The sequence below is a fragment of the Hanstruepera neustonica genome (assembly GCF_002895005.1).
Taxonomy (GTDB): domain Bacteria; phylum Bacteroidota; class Bacteroidia; order Flavobacteriales; family Flavobacteriaceae; genus Hanstruepera; species Hanstruepera neustonica.
This window is the reverse complement of sequence record NZ_POWF01000006.1, coordinates 104,493-122,991: the sequence shown is the minus strand read 5'-3', so window position 1 is coordinate 122,991 and position 18,499 is coordinate 104,493. Positions and strand designations below refer to the sequence as shown.

Here is an 18,499-nt window from a genome sequence, read left to right as displayed (position 1 = left end):
AAGTTTCTTTAACGAAACAAGCACTTTAAAGCCATTTTTTTCTTTTGAAATAATAGAGCATTCCTAAAAAGACTGCAATCATTACGGCCCATAATATGTAGTAGCTATACTGATAATGGAGTTCTGGCATGTGGTCGAAATTCATACCGTAGATACCTGCAATGAATGTGAGTGGAATGAAGATGGTTGCCATAATGGTCAATACCTTCATGACTTCGTTCATTTTGTTGCTTATGGAGGTCATGTACATATCCATTAAGCTGAATATCATTTCGCGATAAATATCAATGGTATCGGACAGTTGGATGATATGGTCATAAATATCACGATAGAACTGAATGGTTTTCTTTTTGATGAGCTTGTGGTCGCTTTTTTCAACGCGGCTAATGATTTCACGAAGCGGGAAAATGACTCTGCGGACTTTGAGGAGTTCTTTTTTAAGATCGAGTACCTGTTTGTTAAGGTTTTCCTTGATTACGCCTTCAAAAAGCATATCTTCCAGATCTTCTACTTTATTACCCATCGTTTCATTGACAATGTAGTAGTGATCCACAACGGCATCTATGAGGGCATACAACAGATAATCGGAACCTAAATTGCGAATGCGGCCTTTAGCTTGACGCAGTCGGTCACGAACAGTATCAAATACATCGCCTTCTGATTCTTGAAAAGTGAGTACATAATTATCGCCCAGTACCAAGCTTACCTGTTCTGATACAATGTTTTCATCTTTATCGTAGTAGAGCATTTTGAGGATTATGAAAATGTAATCCTCATATTCATCAATTTTAGGACGTTGGGAGGTGTTTACAATATCTTCCAGAATTAATGGGTGTAAATCATAGTGATTACCTATTTTTTCAATTTCGTCTATGTAATTAAGTCCGTTGATATTGATCCATGTTGTGGATTCTGTGCTTTTGTAGCTAAAGACATCTTCAATATTGGTCAGTTCCTGTTCATTGATGGTAGTTTCTGTGTAGTCAAAAGACTCGATAAATAACTTTTGAGCTGTTTTTTCGCCAGTATAGATAATGGCTCCTGGAACTTGCCCGATGTGCTTTTTGTATTTAGTTGTTCTCTTTTTTCCCATAGAACAGAAATTTACGACAAAATTTTCTAAATGGCATCAGCGCCTTCATCAATGGCATCTTTTTCAACTAGGGTGACCGCCTTTTGAAGGATTAGGTTGTTGGGATAGGTTACTAAATCTCCGTTATCTTGGCGTAAATGTAATTGAAATGCCCTAATGTCTTCAATAATGGCTTCTATTGGGAAATCTTTATCGTGAATTTGAATTTTGTCACCTACTTTGTAAGGAAAGGAGAAAAACATAATAACGCCTGAGGTGATATTGCTTAAAATAGACCAAATAGCAAATAAAGCAATACCGATTACTGCAAATACTGATGAAAATACCAGTGCCAAGTCTTTTAGTTCTGCGCCAAAAATAAAGGTTTCTAAAAGCAACCAAATGAGAAACAGTGTTACCGTTGCGTAACGGCATATTAAATGAATACGAGCCTCATTAATACCCGATTTCCTGCCTATTTTTTTAATAATTGTATTGGCAATTGCACGAATTATAAACAATAAAACTAGCAGTGAGGCGCTAATAATTAATTCTGATTGGTAGGTTTCTAAAAACATGAATATTGTTCTGGATTTTATTTGTAAAGATACTACAGAAACCTCTTAAAATATAAACTTATTAACTTCTAATTATGAAATTAATGACTGCAATGTGTCGTAAACCAAATGGGTGGGAAGGCCAACAACATTGAAATAGGAGCCTTCGATTTTTGTGATGCCAATTTGCCCTATCCATTCTTGAATGCCGTATGCGCCGGCCTTATCAAAAGGTTTACATGTTTCTATGTAATAATCTATTTCTGAATTGGTTAGGTTTTTAAAAGTCACTTTAGTAATCGCATTTACCGTCTTTTGAATTTGTTGGGTTGTAAAGCAAATCGATGTAATGACTTCGTGGGTTGAACCACTTAATGATTTTATCATATTCACTGCATGCTCATGTGACGTGGGCTTGCCTAAGGCCTCATGATTATGCCAAACAATGGTATCGCTGGTAATTAGGATTTCATGTGGTTTTAATTCGTCTTTAAATGGTAGTGCTTTTAATTGGGCTAAATAATCACTGATCTCAAAATGTTTTAATCTATTAGGATATTCTTCTTTTAAGGGTTTTAATCGCACTTCAAAATCGAGGCCTAAATCCTTAAAGAATTGTTGTCTTCTGGGTGAACCTGAAGCTAGAATAATGTGATAGTCTTTCAGAATTTGATGTAACATTAATCTAAAAGTACAAATTTATAGAGTAACAAAGAGATTACACCAAAAAGCATAATGAGCTTGGTTAGGTTGCTCAACTTTTTCAAGTCCTGTTTGGTTTCAGCGGTATATAATTTAATAATCAAATAGATTAATGGAGCCACAATAAAAATGAGAAAATAGAGGACTACCAGTGATTGTTTATAGAGATAGGTTACCACATAATAAACCACTAAGCATAGTGGGATAAGGGCTATGCCAAATGCGACTTTTGTGGCGCGTTCGCGCCCAATGGCAATGGGCAAGGTATTCATACCTGCTTTGTGGTCCCCATCAATATCCTGTATGTCTTTAATAAGTTCGCGAACCAGATTTAATAAAAAGGCAACCACCGCGTAATCAAAAATAATCTTGAAAAATGTTAATTGGGTTTCCTGATTTTGTGGTGTAATGGCTGGTAGTAATTCGAATAAGCCCACCAATATCAAGCTCATGGCAACCAATGCAGAAATTACCAAATTACCAATAAGCATCATTTGTTTTAGGTAACTAGCATAGATATAGAGAAGCGCCGAGATGATGACAAAAATTGCAAAGAAACCACTCCTTCCAACCAGGTGCGATAGATAAAACCCAACTAAAACACCAATAACATTAAATCCTATAAATAGATTATAGGCCATTTTTTCAGAAATGCTTTTTCCAACAATCACTTCATCTGGCTTGTTGATCGAATCAGTTTCCATATCATAAATATCATTGATGATGTTTCCAGCAGCAGCAATGCTTACTGTTGCCAATACCAATAGGGAAAATCCAAACCAATTGAGTGTTATATCAATTCCAAAAGGAACCAATAAGGTATATTTAATGAGGTATTGCACAAGGGCAATCATTAAAAGGTTTTTCCAGCGAATGAGGTTTAAGATATTCAATGAGTTAATGGGTTAATGTGATAATGAGTTAATGAGACAATGATTTAATTAAGTAATGGTATGATGATTCATGGGTTAATCGTATTTAGCATCAAAGCTATCTAGCCATTTGTCTTGGACTTTGAGGACTTGTTCAATAACATCGCGTGCGGCGCCTTTACCACCATTTTTATGTGACACGTATTTTGAAATAGCCTTAATTTCTGGAACAGCATCTTGAGGGCAGGTGGGCAAACCAACCAATTTCATAACGGGTAAATCGGGAATATCGTCTCCCATATACAGGACATTTTTTAAATCGATGTCTTTGGAAGTCGCGTAGGTATTTAATTGTTCGATTTTGTTATGAGCACCTAAAAATACATCGGTAACACCTAAACCGTTCAACCGAACCCGAACACCTTCGTTGGAACCCCCGGAAATGACACAAATGTTATAGCCTTTATCAACTGCCGTTTTTAGGGCATAACCATCTTTAATATTCATAGTGCGCAACATGTCTCCTGATGTGGTAACCATGACTGTGCCATCGGTCAAAACACCATCTATATCAAATATAAAGGTCGTAATGTGTTTTAGGTATTCTTTGTAGCTTTTATCTTCCATGCTTTATTTGCTTTTTTCTTTTCTGGTTCTTGGCGGAGATGAAACACCGTGTGTTTTTTTTATGGATTCCGTAAGAAGTTCATAAATAGCTTTATGGTTTTCCTTTTCAAGAAGTTTCAGATGCTTTTTGATGGTTTTTTTATCGTTGCGTTTCGCTGGCCCTGTTTGTGCCATATAGGGTGATACTTCTTGAATTTTTTTAGCAGTCTCCGAGATCAGGGGTTTTAAAATTTCAAAATTGATGTTTTTGGCATCACTGATTTCATGGGCTATTCGGTACAGCTGGTTCGTAAAATTATTCACAAACACGGCGGCTACATGAAGCGTTTGGCGTTGTTCGGTGCTTATTTTGTACCATGTACTTCCAATGGCTTCTGCTAAATGGGTTAAAATATCTAAATCGTTTTTATCCAGAGCTTCCAAACAAATTGGGATCTCATTAAAATCAATAGGCACCTCTTTTGAAAATGTTTGAAGCGGATAGAACACACCGCGTCTATTTTTTTTATCCAAATCATGAATATTCACACTGCCTGATGTATGTGCTACTAGTCTATTTTCAAAAGGAAGCGTAGTTGATAATGTTGAAATAGCATCGTCGCTAACGGCAATTATATATATATCGGCCTCTGATAATTTTGATATATCATCAATAATAGTCACATCATTCTTATATGTCGATATCTTTTTTAAATCCCTATTATACCATTGAACGATATGGACATCCTGGGCACTTTTGAAGGCCTTATAAAGATGTGTAGCGACATTGCCAGCTCCTAACAGACAAACTTTTATCATGATGCTAAAATAAGTAAGTATGGCATGATATAAAAGTAACAAACAGTATCTTTGTAATGATATGGTAAAAAAAGATATCCAAACCCGTAATGATGTTCATTTATTGGTATCTTCATTTTATGATAAAGTGAAGCAAGATGATTTGTTGGGGCCATTTTTTCTGCCCATTATATCGGATTGGGATGCACATATAGACCGATTAACCACCTTTTGGGAGACCAGCCTGTTTATGACCAGAAAGTTGCCTGAAAAGTATTTGGGAGATCCTTTGGAAGTCCATGTAAAAGTTGATAAGGATCACAATCACCAAATCACGGAACTTCATTTTGGAATATGGCTTAATTTGTGGTATCAAACAATTGATGAACTGTTTGAGGGTGAGATAGCCGATAATGCCAAACGAAGAGCAAGAAAAATGGGTACTTTTCTATATTTAAAGATATTTGAGGCCAGGCAATAATTAGCTGAATTTTAACAAACATTTCGAATAGCTTAATGACCTCTAACTAAACAAAAAGCCTTAAATTTGCACGACCCAATTTTAGAGTCTCATACTATGCTTAATAAACTCTCCAAAATTCTATTTTCCACCCGTTTAACGTCCATTTTATTTATTGCTTTTGCCGCTGCTATGGCTATTGGTACTTTTATGGATGCTGGGCAGGAAACATCACCAACACCTTACACACGTAACCTGATATATAATACTTGGTGGTTTGAGGGTATAATGGTACTTTTTGTAATCAATTTTTTGGGAAACATCAAAAAGTATCGCCTGTGGAGAAAGGAGCAATGGGCCACGCTTATTTTACATCTATCTTTCATTTTAATCATTTTAGGCGCTGGAATTACGCGTTATATTGGCTTTGAAGGGATGATGGCAATTCGTGAAGGCGAAACTGAAAACACTTTTTTATCGCAAAAAACTTACATAACTGCCTATATTGATGGTGACTACATGATTGATGGCTTGCCACAACGTAAAATTGTTGAAGAGGAAGTAGATTTTTCACCACGTTTGGAAAATAGTCTGACCATTACTGAATCATACAACGGCCAGCCTGTTATTTTTGAATTGGAAAAGTTTATTGCGAGTGCAGAAAAAGATATTGTGCCAAATGATGAAGGCGAGGAATATTTAAAGCTTGTTGAAGCGGGAGGTGGTGCTCCGCATAATCATTTTCTGAAAGTTGGTGAAGTACAAAGTTTACACAATGTTTTGTTTTCACTGAATAAGAAAGTGAAAGGTGCTGTTAACTTAACGTATGAGGATGGATCTTTAACTATTCAATCGCCGTTTGAAGGGGAATACATGACTATGGCAACCGGTCAAACCGGTAAATTGGTTAAAGATAGTATCCAGCCATTAATGTTGCGCTCGCGCTACATCATTGGGAATATGCAACTGGTTTTTCCGAAACCAGTAATCAAAGGAACTTTTGACATTGTTAAAAAATCCCAACTGTTAAAAGGGGATGAAGATGGGGTTGTTTTAAAGGTGACTTCAAATGGGGAGACCAAACGTGTCAGGCTTTTGGGAGGACAAGGCTACAGCAAGCCTTTTGAAGTCGTTACTGTAGGAGGCTTGGATATTGCCGTGAAGTATGGTTCGAAAATATTGGAATTGCCTTTTAGTGTTAAGTTGAACGACTTTATAGCCGATAAATATCCAGGAACCGAAAAGAGTTATTCGGCGTTTGCCAGTGAGGTGACTGTTTTAGATAAAGAACAAGGCGACTTCAATTATCGCATTTTCATGAATAATATCTTGGACCATAGAGGGTATCGATTTTTTCAGTCTGGTTTTGATCCAGATGAAAAAGGGACCAAGCTTTCTGTAAATCATGATATGTTGGGAACCTGGACAACGTACATAGGATATTTTCTATTGTATTTAGGATTGATGGCTATTCTGTTTGATAAGAATTCCCGATTTGCAGACTTAAAACGATTACTTGAAAAAGTAAAAGATAAAAAAGCCAAGACATTGACGGTCTTGTTTATAGCATTTGCACTTCAAGGATTTGCGCAACAGCATTCTGCCGACGATGGTCATGATCACAGTAAACCTTCCAAAGAACAAATTGATTCTATCTTAAAGGCTAACATCACACCAAAGGACCACGCTGATAAATTTGGACATTTGGTTATTCAGGATGTTGGGGGTCGTATGATGCCAGTTAACACGTTCGCCTCTGAAATGTTACGTAAATTAAGTAAGCATGATACTTATGAAGGCTTTGATGCAAACCAAGTGTTCTTGTCCATTCAAGAAAGTCCGTTGTTGTGGTACAATGTGCCTATTATTTATTTAAAGCCTAAAAAAGGGGACTCTATTCGGAGCCTTATAGGTGTTGAAAAAGATCAGAAGTATGTAGCTTTGGTTGATTTCTTTACACCTGAAGGGAATTACAAACTGGCACCTTATTTGGAAGAAGCCTACAAAGCACAAATACCCAATGGTTTCCAGAAAGAATTTAAGGAAACCGACCAGCGTGTTAATTTATTGTATAATACGATCGACGGCTATGCTTTGCGTATTTTTCCAATCCCTGATGATGAAAACAATAAATGGATATCTTCTATTGAGTTTCGTCGCGATGGCTATCGGGAGCAAATAAAAGACACGTTATACGGCAACTTTATAAACAACGGATTCAGTGCCTATTTAATGACCCTCAATATGGCTAAAAAGTCTGGAGACTATAGCCAGGTTAATGAGATATTGGAGTCCTTCACCAAAACCCAAAACAAATATGGCAGTGAGGTGATGCTTTCGGAAAAGAAGGTAAAAACTGAAATAGCCTATAATAAATATGATATTTTCAAAAAGTTGTTCAGCTGGTATTTGTACGCGGGATCACTCATGTTTGTGTTTTTAATCATTCAAATATTCAACCATAGAAGTAAGTCATTGAATCTAGTCGTTACCGTTTTTAAATGGCTGATTGTGGGCTTGTTTTTATTGCACACCGTTGGTTTAATTGTTCGCTGGTATATTTCCGGACATGCTCCATGGAGTGATGCCTATGAGTCTATGATTTATGTTGCCTGGGCCACTATGTTTTTTGGATTGGCTTTTGGGCGCAAAAGTGATTTGACTATAGCTTCTACAGCATTTGTAACTTCCATGATATTGATGGTTGCGCATTGGAACTGGATGGATCCAGCTATTGCCAACTTACAACCTGTGTTGGATAGTTATTGGCTCATGATTCATGTTGCGGTTATTGTGGCTAGTTATGGACCGTTTACCTTGGGCATGATACTGGGAGTGGTTGTCTTGTTGCTTATGATTTTTTCTAATAAAAATAATTACCAAAGATTACAGCATAATATCCAAGAACTGACCATTATTAATGAAATGGCCTTAACAGTCGGTTTAGTGATGCTCACTATTGGAAACTTTTTAGGCGGTATGTGGGCTAATGAAAGTTGGGGGCGTTATTGGGGTTGGGATCCAAAAGAGACTTGGGCTTTAATCAGTATCATGATTTATGCCTTTGTTATCCATATGCGCCTGGTGCCAGGTTTACGAGGTCGTTTTGGATTTAATCTGGCTTCCATAGTTGCGTTTTCTAGCATAATGATGACTTATTTTGGTGTGAATTTTTACCTAGCAGGATTACATAGTTATGCCAGTGGCGACCAGATAGTGAGTGTTAAATTCATTGCTATTGCTTTTGGAATTGTTGCTATACTGGGTATTTTGGCATATCGCAAGTATGCTAAATTCTACAAAAAATAATTTTTCACATGAAAATTTTCAAAGAGTTTAAAGAATTTGCTGTAAAAGGCAATATGATGGATATGGCCATCGGAATTATTATTGGAGCTTCATTCAATAAGGTCATAGATGTATTAGTCAAGAAAGTTTTTTTACCACCATTATCATTAATGACTGATGGTGTCAATTTTCAAGACCGACGTATTATCTTAAAAGATGCCGTTTTAAATGATACTGGTTCAGTCATTACCGATGAGGTAGCGATAGGCTATGGTGCATTTGGTGAGGCGTTACTTGATTTTTTGATCATAGGCTTTACCGTATTCATTGTCGTCAAATTTATGAATCGGTTACGCACAAAATCACATGATGCCAAAGATGATACGGTTGCGACACCAAAGGATATAGAATTACTGTCCAAACTCTCCGATTTAATGGAAGAGCAGAATCAATTATTAAAATCTCAATCTAAAAAATTATAATTTAATAGGCTTCTTATCCAGATTTAAATCATCTAACATGTCTTGGGTAAATTTGTAGTGTCCACGACGTGTAATGATTCTGAATTTATGATCTTTCATTCTGGTAAGTACATCCAAAAAACGCCATTTTGATTTTAAGAGGATGGGTTGTTCGGATTTCAGGCTAATTTCAAAATAATGTTTTCTACCTGCTTTTTCGGCAACAATATCAGGTGTTATGGTAACATCGCTCCCTTTTTTAAAATAGGATTTGGGTGTTTCATAACCTTCTAAATCAGCCTTAATGTTGTCGTAACCTAAATTTTCTAAATAGCTTAAAGATTCTTTTAAAAAAACTGTATTTTCTTGTTTGTCTGCTGTAGTCATAACCTCAAAATTAAGAAAAAATCAGCAGAAAATCAAATCAATGATTATAATGTATTGGTTTTCAAAATATTAAAGCATCAAAACATTCTTTGAATTTTGGCATTAATTTATCATATTTGCCTTGCCTATGATTGTTTAATATAACCTTTCGGATACTGTCGTCAACAAAACGACTATAACTTTCAAGTCAATCTTGTGACTTGGATATTAATTATATTAAACAAATTCAAAATGCAACAAAAAATTTCTTTAAAACAATTTTTTAAATACTTTAAAATTGCTGTTTCAGGTAAGGAACAGGAATTTACTTCTGGTAGTATCCGTAGAGCGGTATTCATGCTATCTATTCCCATGATACTGGAAATGCTTATGGAATCCATTTTTGCTTTAGTGGACATTATGTATGTGTCTCAAGTAAGTGTGAATGCGGTAGCTACCATTGGGTTAACAGAATCTGTGATCACACTTGTTTATGCCATTGCCATCGGATTGAGTATGGCAGCGACAGCTGTGGTCGCCAGACGCGTTGGAGAAAAGGACATTAAAGGTGCCTCAAAAGCAGCTGTGCAGGTTATAATTTTAGGTACGATAGTGGCTTCATTCGTTAGTGTGGCAGGGATTATTTATCCAAAAGAATTGTTATCACTCATGGGTGCCGAACCCGATTTAATAGCCGAGGGCTATGGTTACACGCAAGTCCTTATAGGGGGTAACATAACTATTATACTGCTGTTTTTGATCAACGCTATTTTTAGAGGTGCTGGAAATGCTTCTGTCGCTATGTGGACCTTGGTGCTTTCCAACGGTTTGAATATTATTTTGGACCCTATTTTTATTTTTGGGTTTGGGCCAATTCCTGCTTATGGGGTTGAAGGCGCTGCTATTGCTACAACTATTGGAAGGGGAACGGCTGTTATTTTTCAGTTGGGCATTTTATTTTTTGGCTACAGCAAAATTAAGATTAGAATCAAGGACTTGGTGCTACAATTTGAGGTCATGTTAAACCTTATAAAAGTGTCACTGGGCGGTATCGGGCAATTTTTAATAGGCACCTCCAGTTGGGTGTTCTTAATGCGAATAATGAGTGAATTTGGTAGTGAAGTTTTGGCTGGTTATACTATTGCCATTCGTGTCATGATGTTTACATTGATGCCTGCTTGGGGCATGAGCAATGCAGCTGCAACTTTAGTTGGTCAGAATCTGGGAGCTCAAAAGCCTGACCGAGCTGAACAATCCGTTTGGAAGACAGGAAAGTATAATGCCTGGTTTATGGGATTGGTTTCCATCGGTTATTTGATTTTCGCACCACAAATAATTAGCATGTTCAATACGACACCAGATGTCGTTGAATATGGTAGTTTGTGCTTACGAGTTATGGCGGCTGGGTATATCTTTTATGGATATGGTATGGTTATTATCAATGCCTTTAATGGCGCTGGTGATACTAAAACACCGACCTACATAAACTTTGTCTGCTTTTGGTTATTTCAATTGCCGTTTGCCTATTTGATGGCCGTTTATTTGGATTTTGGACCTATGGGTGTTTTTTTGGCCATCACCATAGCAGAAGTTCTTATAGCTGTAGTTGGTATGATTTGGTTTAAAAAAGGTGCTTGGAAGATGGTTAAAGTCTAGAACATAATTTGTAATTTAGTTGGACTTTAATAATCGAGATATATGGCAAAAAATAAGTTGGGATTAAATACGATCTGTATTCATACTGGTGAGGTTAAGGATGAACAGTTTAAAGGTGCTATTTCTCCCATATATTTGTCCACATCTTATGCCTTTGAAGATGTTGATGTTATTCGTTATCCACGAAATTTCAACACACCAAATCAGGAGAATTTAGCCAAGAAAATGGCTGCTCTAGAACACACAGAATCGGCTCTGATTTTTGGTTCGGGAATGGCAGCTTTGAGTGCTATGTTCTTAACATTTTTAAAGGCTGGTGATCATTTGGTTGTTCAAAATACCCTTTATGGTGGAGCCAGTCATTTTATACGGGAGGAATTTCCCAAGTATGGTATTGAGTTCACATTTACCAATGGGTATCATGTGTCTGATTTTGAGGATGCCATACAATCCAATACCAAACTGATTCATATTGAAACACCTTCCAATCCATTATTGACCATAACTGATATAAAAGGTGTTGCTGAACTGGCCAGATCCAAAAATATATTGTCAAGTATCGACAATACATTTGCAAGCCCTATCAATCAAAATCCAATTGATATGGGTATTGATATTGTCATGCATTCGGCGACGAAATACTTGGGAGGTCACAGTGATATATTGGCAGGAGTCTTAATGGCGTCCGAACCCTTAATTCAGGAGATATGGCATGTTGCTAAAAACTTTGGTGGTAATTTAAGTGATTTTACTGTCTGGATGTTAGAGCGCAGCATGAAAACCTTGGCTTTAAGAGTTAAAGCACAAAATAGAAATGCCAAAAAACTAGCGTGCTATTTAGAGCAGCATCCTGATATTAAGCAGGTGAACTATCCAGGGTTAAAATCACATCCAGATTATTCTTTGGCTAAAAGCCAAATGAAAGGGTTTGGTGGTATGATGTCATTTGAATTAGCTGACGGATTAAACGCCAGTGCCTTCATGAAACAATTAAAACTGATTAAGCCATCCGTAAGTTTGGCTGGTGTTGAGAGCACCATATTATCACCACATCTTACTTCACATGCTTTACTATCTCAAGAAGAGCGTGATAATTTGGGTATTAGTGATCAATTAATGAGATTTTCGGTTGGCATTGAGTCGAAACGTGATTTAATTGCAGACATAGAGCAAGCGATCTCTAGTGTTAAGCAACAATCGAATAATTCATCGCTTAAATTATGACAAAAGGACGATTAGAAGCATTTACTGATGGTGTTCTGGCTATTATAATCACTATAATGGTTTTAGAAATGAAAGTACCTCATGGTGGAGATTTCAAGGATTTGGAACCATTGTTGCCCGTGTTTTTGAGTTATGTTTTGAGCTTTATTTATTTAGCTATTTATTGGAATAATCACCATCATATGATGCAAACCGTTACGCATGTTAATGGAAAAATATTATGGGCTAATATGCATCTATTATTTTGGTTGTCTTTAGTGCCATTTGTAACGGGTTGGATGGGAGAAAACCATTTTACCATAGCTTCAGTATCAACCTATGGTATCGTATTATTAGGTGCAGCTATCGCTTATTGGTTGTTGCAACGTTTGATTATAAAAAGTCATGGAAAAGACTCCATACTGGCATTGGCATTAGGTAAAGACCTAAAAGGTAAAATATCACCCATTTTGTATGTAATAGGAATTTTAGGAGCTTTCCTTAATATTTGGATTTCTGGTATCATGTTTATTTTGGTCGCCATTATTTGGTTGGCTCCAGATATGCGAATAGAACATGCCTTAAAAAACAAAACAAATAAATTATGAAATTAGATATATTGGCATTTGGTGCACATCCAGACGATGTTGAGTTGGGCTGCGGAGCTACCATAGCAAAAGAAGTCGCAAACGGCAAAAAAGTAGGTATTATTGATTTAACCCGTGGCGAATTAGGAACCCGAGGTACTGCAGAGACACGAGATGCTGAATCAGAACAGGCTGCTAAAATTTTAGGAGTGACTGTTAGGGATAATATGGAGTTTGCAGATGGTTTTTTTGTCAATGATAAATGGCATCAAATTGAACTTATTAAAATGATTAGAAAGTATAAACCAGATGTTGTGCTTTGTAACGCGATTGAGGATAGACATATTGACCATGGAAAGGGAAGTAAACTGGTTAGTGATGCATGTTTTTTAAGTGGTTTACTGAAAATTGATACAAAATGTGATGATTATGACGGTTTCCAAGAGCCATGGCGGCCAAATGCTGTTTATCATTATATTCAATGGAAGAATTTAGAACCTAATATAGTTGTTGATGTTTCAGGATTTATACAAAAAAAGGTAGAGGCTGTTTTGGCTTATAAAACGCAATTTTATGATCCTAGTAGCAAAGAACCCGAAACACCTATTTCAAGCAAGAATTTTACGGATAGCATAGAATATAGAGCCAGAGATATGGGACGTTTGATCAATGCAGAACACGGAGAAGGATACACGGTAGAACGTTACCCAGCCGTCAATAGCTTGTTTGATTTGAAATAATATTTTAAAAACACTTTGTAGAAAAAAGGAAATAAATTACATTTGCAGTCCAATTTAAAATGGTGGTTGTAGCTCAGTTGGTTAGAGCGCCTGATTGTGGTTCAGGAGGTCGTCGGTTCGAGACCGATCTTCCACCCAAAACAAAAGCCTTTCAGTTATCTGAAAGGCTTCTTTTGTTTATGGGATTTCGTTATATTATTCTGTTGCTTTATCTACAACAATTCTATTGTCTCTATTGGCAAGTTCCCAAGCCGTGTAAAAAATTAAACGAGTTCTATTTTCCAATAGATCATATCTAATTTTATCAGGTGTGTCACTTGGCTTATGGTAATCGGCATGGGTTCCATTAAAATAAAAAATAACGGGGATATTATTTTTAGCAAAGTTATAATGATCTGAACGGTAGTAAAAACGATTCGGGTCATTGTCATCATTATAAGTGTAATCAAAATTCATATTGATATACTTTTTATTGATGTCTTCAGAAATATTATGCAACTCGGTACTTAATTTATCACTACCAATTAAATACAAGTAATTATCATCGCCAGCTTCTTCATGCTTTGGGTCAACTCGGCCAATCATATCAATATTCAAATCGGCAACCGTATTTTCTAAAGGAATAATGGGCTCCATATCGGTATAGTATCTAGAACCTAAAAGGCCTTTTTCCTCTCCAGTTACGTGAAGGAATAATATAGAGCGCTTAGGGCCATGTCCATTTTTTGCGGCTGTTTTAAAGGCTTCTGCAATTTCTAAAATAGCTATGGTTCCTGATCCGTCGTCATCAGCGCCATTATAAATCTCACCGTCTTTAACACCCTCATGATCTAAATGCGCCGATATAACAATCACTTCATTTGGTTTTTCAGTTCCTTTCAGAAAAGCGGCAACATTTTCAGAATAAAATTCATTTGATGCATTTAAATATTGAAGATTAAATGGTTTATTAATGGTAGTTGTACTATTGTTAGTGTCAATATCTTCCAAAATAGCTGTAGCTAATTCGGTGTTAATTAAAAAATAATACATATCATCAGCATTACCTTTTAAAGACATACGTCCGCTTGATCTTCCAAAACGATTTGCAAACATCGAGTATATCTCAGGATAGTAAAACAACACGGCAGCGGCACCATGGTCTTTGGCTACATCACGTTTAGAAGCATACTCTTGTCTGAAATTAGACCATTTTGAAGATTCAGTTGTTCCAGTAACCAAATAATTTCCATCGGCTGATTTTGGTTCGCCAGACTTAATTAAAACTACTTTTCCTTTGACGTTTAAATCTTTATAATCCGAATAGGCATCATCATGAATACCGTAGCCAGCATAAACGATTTCATTGGTAGATATGTTTCCATCTTTAGCGGTTGAAACAGAAACAAAGTCATCAATGGCTTTGAATTGTTTGTTGTCAAAAGTCAAGTCTACTTTTGGTGTTTCCATAATTTCTAATGGCACGCTTTGAAAATAATCACCATCAGATTTTGCTGAAGGAATTCCCATATCGATATAATGGTCCTTTAAATAGTTAACAGCTTTCTTTTGACCAGGCTGACCTGTTTCACGACCTTCAAACTCATCAGACGCATAAATATACAACATGTCTTTAAGCTCATCTGAAGTGATGCTATTGGCATAATCAGTAGGGTTGGCTGGGACTTTACTTTGAGTTGCTGATTTTTCTTGGGTTGAACCACAGCTAAATATCAATAGGGAAGTGGCTAAAATTAATAGGGATTTTTTCATTTGAAATAAGAGTTGAAATAATTGTATGCGATATTACAAAAAAGCACTGTATTTCATGAGTTTACAGGATGCTTTTTAACAAACTTTAACAACAGTTTAAAACCTGTTTTATAAATTAACATTGTGAATTAAATCGCCTTTTTTGTTGGCCAAATGCCAAGCCGTTGCAAAAATAAGGCGTGTGCGTTTTTCTAAAAGTTTAAACTCAATTTTATCAGGTGTGTCGGTGGGTAAATGATAATCGTCATGTTCTCCATTAAAATAAAAAATAACAGGAATATCTTGGGAGGCGAAGTTGTAATGATCGGATCTGTAGTAATAACGGTTTCTATCATTTTCGTCATTATAGGTATAATCTAATTCCATTTTAAAATAACGATCGTTTATTTTTTCTGATATGTAATGAAGTTCCTTACTAATTCTATCAGAGCCAATGAGGTACAAGTAATCGCCATTTTCTTTGTGCCTATTGTCTATTCTTCCAATCATATCAATATTTAAATTGGCAATTGTTTTGTCTAAATCAAAAATAGGATGTTGCATATAATATTGGGATCCTTGAAGACCAATTTCTTCAGCTGTTAGATGTAAAAAGAGTACACTGCGTTTTGGGGCATGTCCATTCTCACTGGCCAATTTGAATGCTTGAGCCATCTCCATCAAGGCAGTGGTACCAGAACCATTATCATCGGCACCATTGAAAAACTTGCCATCTTCAACACCTAAATGGTCTAAATGCGCAGAAATGATGACTACTTCATCAGGTTTTTCAGTACCTTTTATATATGCTATAACATTTTCAGATGAACCAGTTCCTTCAGGAAGGTTTTCAGCTGGAATATTTTGAAAATATATAGAATCATTAATAGGCGATAGGATGTTTTGTTCCTTATAGTAATTCTTTAAGAAATTGGAAGCTTTTTTTTGACCTTCAGTACCAGCTTTACGACCTCTAAAATCTTCGGAGGTGAAATCATATAACAAGACTTTTAATTCTTCAGCTGTAATCGTTTTGGCATAAGTCATTACGGTCGTACTGTCATTTAAATGAATGCCCTCTTTCAGGTTTTCTATTTTGGTACTATATCGTGTGGTGGCACAAGAGCCTACAAGTGTAAGCGCAGAAATAATTAATAAAGACTTCATTGATTAATAGCTAATTATCAGACAAATAAAATGAAAAAATGCTAAATATCAATATTAATTAAGCTTAAAGTGTGGTTATTCCAATTCCAAATCATCTAAATCCAAATCTTCTAATTCTTCTATAGCTTCTTCTTCTGATTGTTGTTCCTTTTGTTCCAATTCTTGGGTGTTTCCAACTTCAGATGTACTGAAAATACTTTTGTAGGTTGCCAAGCCAAGAGCTAAAATAGTTAACAAAAAAGCAAGCTTGATAGTGTGCTTTGGAAGTTGTTTTTTATTTGATAAATAGAATGCTACCAATCCAAAAATCAATGCTGCAATAGCTGGTATGAATGCTAAATTAGATAATGGTAAAACTGATAATATCACAGAAAGAATAGCGGCAATCAATGCTAAAGTTGTTAATAGAGTTCTCATAAGTAGTTAATTTTTTAATCCTGAAGCCGATTTTATTTTTAACTCCCCATTGCCAACAGGGATTTTAAATTTTGCAAAAACGGGAATTTTATTGGCATCAGCAGTTAACCAAATTAAATTATCATTGCTGCCACTTAAAACCGAACTATTGTTTATGGAAATAGCCAATTTATGACATTCTTTAGAGCCTATTTGAGTCTTAATAGTTTCTTTTCCTTTGTAAACTGCACTTACTTTAAATTCAGTATTGTCAAAAAGCACATTAAATGTGAAAGTCTTATTTGTTGAAGCTTGAGACAAGTCCAAATTTCTCATTTTATAAATAGTGGTCACAATATCAATGGTACTACTCCCAATACTTAAATTTTTGTTCTCTTCGTAAAACCCACCGACTTTTGCTTTTTTTCGTTTAGTGCTTTCAGCAATATTTGACTTGTGTTTGAATTTATATTGCATAAACTTATAGTAACCACCTTCATTAATATCTCGTTTATGTAAATAAGGCGTCAAGGAATTCATATTGACATAACTTTCATATAAATCTCGAATTTTGAAAAAACTATCCCATTTACTATAGGTTGTTGCCGTGCATTTTAATTTTAAGAGAGTTGTTTTGGATGTTTTTACCGGACTGGTCTCCATAGTGACCTCTGCTAAATCGGTCATCAATCCAGACATATTGTAAGCCGCAGTAAATACCAATTTTTCGTTTGATGAAACGGCTGTATTTTGCGAAAATCCAATGGATACTAATAAAAAACAAAGTAAAAACAGTGTGTGACGCATAAAAGAATAAGATTTGTTAGATAACGTATCTATGAGCATTTATTGTGCCGAAAATACAAATGATTACAAAATATAACTAATAAAAAATCCAGTTAGCTATTAGAATGACAATTATCATGTTAAATAAAGAATTATTGTGATACCTTTAAAGCACTTAATTACTATTATGAGGAACATTTTAATTACCACCGATTTTTCTGATAATGCTAATCATGCAATTGACTTTGTCTTGAATTTATTTCAATATGAATCTTGCAAATTTCATTTATTACATGTTGTAAAAGCATCCAGTTTTATTTCAGATGACTTAATGAGTTTGAAACCTTCAAGTTCTTTGTATTCTCAAATTATTGCTGATGAAAAACAACGCTTGGATATTGAAATAGAAAGATTATCAAACCAATACAACAATATTCTTCATGAGTTTACGCCTATTGTAGATTATGATAATTTAATAGGAGCTATAAAACAAAGTGTTGATAACAATAACATTGAGTTGATTGTTATGGGAACTAAAGGTGCCACAAATAGCATTAAGAAAATATTTGGAAGTAATACGTTACGGGTTATAGAAAATATTGAGCTTCCTGTTTTGGCCATTCCAGAGTCTTGCAAAATAAAGCCTATTACAAAGATTCTATTCACAACGAATTTAAGTAGAAACTACCATCATGATGACTTAAAGTTTTTGGTTGGTTTTTCTGAACATTATAATTGTGAAATTCACATGTTGCATGTTTCTGAAAAAGCATCTTTCACCCAAGAGCAGGAACGTATTAAAAACCAATTAGATGAGCTTTTTAAAAACATTTCACATCATTTGATTGATGTGTCTGAATCTAGTTTTTTGACCTCTGTAATTAAATATATAGAAGGTAATGGAATTGATATGTTTGCTATGGTTAGTCGCCAACATTCATTCTTTGAAAAGTTATTTAATGAACAAAAAATAGAAAAAATTGCCAATCATCTGGATGTACCCTTTTTGGCTCTAACAGACACGCAACAATAAATCGTTACTTTAATTAAC

General features: G+C 35.5%; 19 protein-coding genes and 1 tRNA gene. 9 read left to right on the top strand and 11 right to left on the bottom strand.

Annotated features, from left to right (window positions below; all coding sequences use genetic code 11):
* Nucleotides 1–25: 25 nt before the first annotated feature.
* The 6 genes from corA to C1T31_RS09940 all read right to left on the bottom strand — a co-directional run bounded on the left by corA (nt 26) and on the right by C1T31_RS09940 (nt 4,628).
* Nucleotides 26–1,093, bottom strand: a complete 1,068-nt coding sequence (corA, locus tag C1T31_RS09965) for a magnesium/cobalt transporter CorA (RefSeq protein ID WP_103052351.1) — start codon at nt 1,091–1,093, stop codon at nt 26–28.
* 26 nt (nt 1,094–1,119) lie between these two features.
* Nucleotides 1,120–1,650 carry a mechanosensitive ion channel domain-containing protein gene (locus tag C1T31_RS09960; RefSeq protein ID WP_103052350.1) on the bottom strand — a complete coding sequence of 177 codons (531 nt, stop codon included), beginning with the start codon at nt 1,648–1,650 and terminating at the stop codon, nt 1,120–1,122.
* Between the two features lie 72 nt (nt 1,651–1,722).
* Entirely contained in the window at nt 1,723–2,310 is a 588-nt protein-coding gene (locus C1T31_RS09955) for a Maf-like protein (protein ID WP_103052349.1), read from the bottom strand.
* Nucleotides 2,310–3,185 (bottom strand): geranylgeranylglycerol-phosphate geranylgeranyltransferase, encoded by an 876-nt coding sequence (locus C1T31_RS09950; RefSeq protein ID WP_243398929.1) that lies wholly within the window; start codon nt 3,183–3,185, stop codon nt 2,310–2,312. Before C1T31_RS09950 ends, C1T31_RS09955 begins: the two co-directional genes overlap by 1 nt.
* 114 nt (nt 3,186–3,299) lie before the next feature.
* Nucleotides 3,300–3,830, bottom strand: coding sequence for a KdsC family phosphatase (locus C1T31_RS09945; protein WP_103052347.1), 531 nt, complete (start codon nt 3,828–3,830; stop codon nt 3,300–3,302).
* A 3-nt stretch (nt 3,831–3,833) separates the two neighbouring features.
* A complete protein-coding gene (locus C1T31_RS09940) occupies nt 3,834–4,628 on the bottom strand; it encodes a Rossmann-like and DUF2520 domain-containing protein (RefSeq protein ID WP_103052346.1) in 795 nt (264 codons plus the stop codon).
* 61 nt (nt 4,629–4,689) lie between these two features.
* Here C1T31_RS09940 and C1T31_RS09935 point away from each other — a divergent pair, with 61 nt between their 5' ends.
* The 3 genes from C1T31_RS09935 (at nt 4,690) to mscL (ending at nt 8,837) form a co-directional block, all read left to right on the top strand.
* On the top strand, nt 4,690–5,088 hold the full coding sequence (locus C1T31_RS09935; protein WP_103052345.1) for a group III truncated hemoglobin: 399 nt from the start codon (nt 4,690–4,692) through the stop codon (nt 5,086–5,088).
* Between the two features lie 96 nt (nt 5,089–5,184).
* Nucleotides 5,185–8,376 carry a cytochrome c biogenesis protein gene (gene ccsA, locus C1T31_RS09930; protein WP_103052344.1) on the top strand — a complete coding sequence of 1,064 codons (3,192 nt, stop codon included), beginning with the start codon at nt 5,185–5,187 and terminating at the stop codon, nt 8,374–8,376.
* A gap of 8 nt (nt 8,377–8,384) precedes the next feature.
* Nucleotides 8,385–8,837: a large conductance mechanosensitive channel protein MscL gene (gene mscL / locus C1T31_RS09925; protein ID WP_103052343.1), complete on the top strand. Its 453-nt coding sequence runs from the start codon at nt 8,385–8,387 to the stop codon at nt 8,835–8,837.
* Here mscL and C1T31_RS09920 read toward each other — a convergent pair.
* The gene (locus C1T31_RS09920; RefSeq protein WP_103052342.1) at nt 8,832–9,203 is read right to left on the bottom strand and encodes a hypothetical protein; all 372 of its coding nucleotides are present in this window, start codon (nt 9,201–9,203) and stop codon (nt 8,832–8,834) included. The two genes, mscL and C1T31_RS09920, sit on opposite strands and share 6 nt — an antisense overlap.
* Before the next feature lie 231 nt (nt 9,204–9,434).
* Between C1T31_RS09920 and C1T31_RS09915 the strand changes: the two genes are divergently transcribed.
* The 5 genes from C1T31_RS09915 to C1T31_RS09895 all read left to right on the top strand — a co-directional run bounded on the left by C1T31_RS09915 (nt 9,435) and on the right by C1T31_RS09895 (nt 13,505).
* Nucleotides 9,435–10,838, top strand: coding sequence for an MATE family efflux transporter (locus C1T31_RS09915; protein WP_103052341.1), 1,404 nt, complete (start codon nt 9,435–9,437; stop codon nt 10,836–10,838).
* Nucleotides 10,839–10,880: 42 nt separating this feature from the next.
* Nucleotides 10,881–12,062: a trans-sulfuration enzyme family protein gene (locus C1T31_RS09910; RefSeq protein WP_103052340.1), complete on the top strand. Its 1,182-nt coding sequence runs from the start codon at nt 10,881–10,883 to the stop codon at nt 12,060–12,062.
* Nucleotides 12,059–12,649, top strand: a complete 591-nt coding sequence (locus tag C1T31_RS09905; protein WP_103052339.1) for a TMEM175 family protein — start codon at nt 12,059–12,061, stop codon at nt 12,647–12,649. Before C1T31_RS09910 ends, C1T31_RS09905 begins: the two co-directional genes overlap by 4 nt.
* A complete protein-coding gene (gene bshB1, locus C1T31_RS09900; protein WP_103052338.1) occupies nt 12,646–13,368 on the top strand; it encodes a bacillithiol biosynthesis deacetylase BshB1 in 723 nt (240 codons plus the stop codon). The genes C1T31_RS09905 and bshB1 overlap by 4 nt, the downstream gene beginning before the upstream one ends.
* 61 nt (nt 13,369–13,429) lie before the next feature.
* Nucleotides 13,430–13,505, top strand: a tRNA-His gene (locus C1T31_RS09895).
* Nucleotides 13,506–13,563: 58 nt separating this feature from the next.
* Here C1T31_RS09895 and C1T31_RS09890 read toward each other — a convergent pair.
* The 4 genes from C1T31_RS09890 to C1T31_RS09875 form a co-directional block, all read right to left on the bottom strand.
* Entirely contained in the window at nt 13,564–15,120 is a 1,557-nt protein-coding gene (locus tag C1T31_RS09890) for a M28 family peptidase (RefSeq protein ID WP_103052337.1), read from the bottom strand.
* A gap of 108 nt (nt 15,121–15,228) precedes the next feature.
* The gene (locus C1T31_RS09885) at nt 15,229–16,266 is read right to left on the bottom strand and encodes a M28 family peptidase (protein ID WP_103052336.1); all 1,038 of its coding nucleotides are present in this window, start codon (nt 16,264–16,266) and stop codon (nt 15,229–15,231) included.
* 75 nt (nt 16,267–16,341) lie between these two features.
* Entirely contained in the window at nt 16,342–16,683 is a 342-nt protein-coding gene (locus tag C1T31_RS09880; protein WP_103052335.1) for an FUSC family protein, read from the bottom strand.
* 6 nt (nt 16,684–16,689) lie between these two features.
* A complete protein-coding gene (locus tag C1T31_RS09875) occupies nt 16,690–17,469 on the bottom strand; it encodes a DUF3108 domain-containing protein (RefSeq protein ID WP_103052399.1) in 780 nt (259 codons plus the stop codon).
* A 166-nt stretch (nt 17,470–17,635) separates the two neighbouring features.
* Here C1T31_RS09875 and C1T31_RS09870 point away from each other — a divergent pair, with 166 nt between their 5' ends.
* Nucleotides 17,636–18,481 carry a universal stress protein gene (locus C1T31_RS09870; protein WP_103052334.1) on the top strand — a complete coding sequence of 282 codons (846 nt, stop codon included), beginning with the start codon at nt 17,636–17,638 and terminating at the stop codon, nt 18,479–18,481.
* Nucleotides 18,482–18,499 lie beyond the last annotated feature (18 nt).

Bases quoted from the DNA above. Each gene is read 5' to 3' on its own strand.
- corA (WP_103052351.1), bottom strand. From the start codon at position 1,093: ATGGGAAAAAAGAGAACAACTAAATACAAAAAGCACATCGGGCAAGTT.
- C1T31_RS09960 (WP_103052350.1), bottom strand. From the start codon at position 1,650: ATGTTTTTAGAAACCTACCAATCAGAATTAATTATTAGCGCCTCACTG.
- C1T31_RS09955 (WP_103052349.1), bottom strand. From the start codon at position 2,310: ATGTTACATCAAATTCTGAAAGACTATCACATTATTCTAGCTTCAGGT.
- C1T31_RS09950 (WP_243398929.1), bottom strand. From the start codon at position 3,185: ATGATTGCCCTTGTGCAATACCTCATTAAATATACCTTATTGGTTCCT.
- C1T31_RS09945 (WP_103052347.1), bottom strand. From the start codon at position 3,830: ATGGAAGATAAAAGCTACAAAGAATACCTAAAACACATTACGACCTTT.
- C1T31_RS09940 (WP_103052346.1), bottom strand. From the start codon at position 4,628: ATGATAAAAGTTTGTCTGTTAGGAGCTGGCAATGTCGCTACACATCTT.
- C1T31_RS09935 (WP_103052345.1), top strand. From the start codon at position 4,690: ATGGTAAAAAAAGATATCCAAACCCGTAATGATGTTCATTTATTGGTA.
- ccsA (WP_103052344.1), top strand. From the start codon at position 5,185: ATGCTTAATAAACTCTCCAAAATTCTATTTTCCACCCGTTTAACGTCC.
- mscL (WP_103052343.1), top strand. From the start codon at position 8,385: ATGAAAATTTTCAAAGAGTTTAAAGAATTTGCTGTAAAAGGCAATATG.
- C1T31_RS09920 (WP_103052342.1), bottom strand. From the start codon at position 9,203: ATGACTACAGCAGACAAACAAGAAAATACAGTTTTTTTAAAAGAATCT.
- C1T31_RS09915 (WP_103052341.1), top strand. From the start codon at position 9,435: ATGCAACAAAAAATTTCTTTAAAACAATTTTTTAAATACTTTAAAATT.
- C1T31_RS09910 (WP_103052340.1), top strand. From the start codon at position 10,881: ATGGCAAAAAATAAGTTGGGATTAAATACGATCTGTATTCATACTGGT.
- C1T31_RS09905 (WP_103052339.1), top strand. From the start codon at position 12,059: ATGACAAAAGGACGATTAGAAGCATTTACTGATGGTGTTCTGGCTATT.
- bshB1 (WP_103052338.1), top strand. From the start codon at position 12,646: ATGAAATTAGATATATTGGCATTTGGTGCACATCCAGACGATGTTGAG.
- C1T31_RS09890 (WP_103052337.1), bottom strand. From the start codon at position 15,120: ATGAAAAAATCCCTATTAATTTTAGCCACTTCCCTATTGATATTTAGC.
- C1T31_RS09885 (WP_103052336.1), bottom strand. From the start codon at position 16,266: ATGAAGTCTTTATTAATTATTTCTGCGCTTACACTTGTAGGCTCTTGT.
- C1T31_RS09880 (WP_103052335.1), bottom strand. From the start codon at position 16,683: ATGAGAACTCTATTAACAACTTTAGCATTGATTGCCGCTATTCTTTCT.
- C1T31_RS09875 (WP_103052399.1), bottom strand. From the start codon at position 17,469: ATGCGTCACACACTGTTTTTACTTTGTTTTTTATTAGTATCCATTGGA.
- C1T31_RS09870 (WP_103052334.1), top strand. From the start codon at position 17,636: ATGAGGAACATTTTAATTACCACCGATTTTTCTGATAATGCTAATCAT.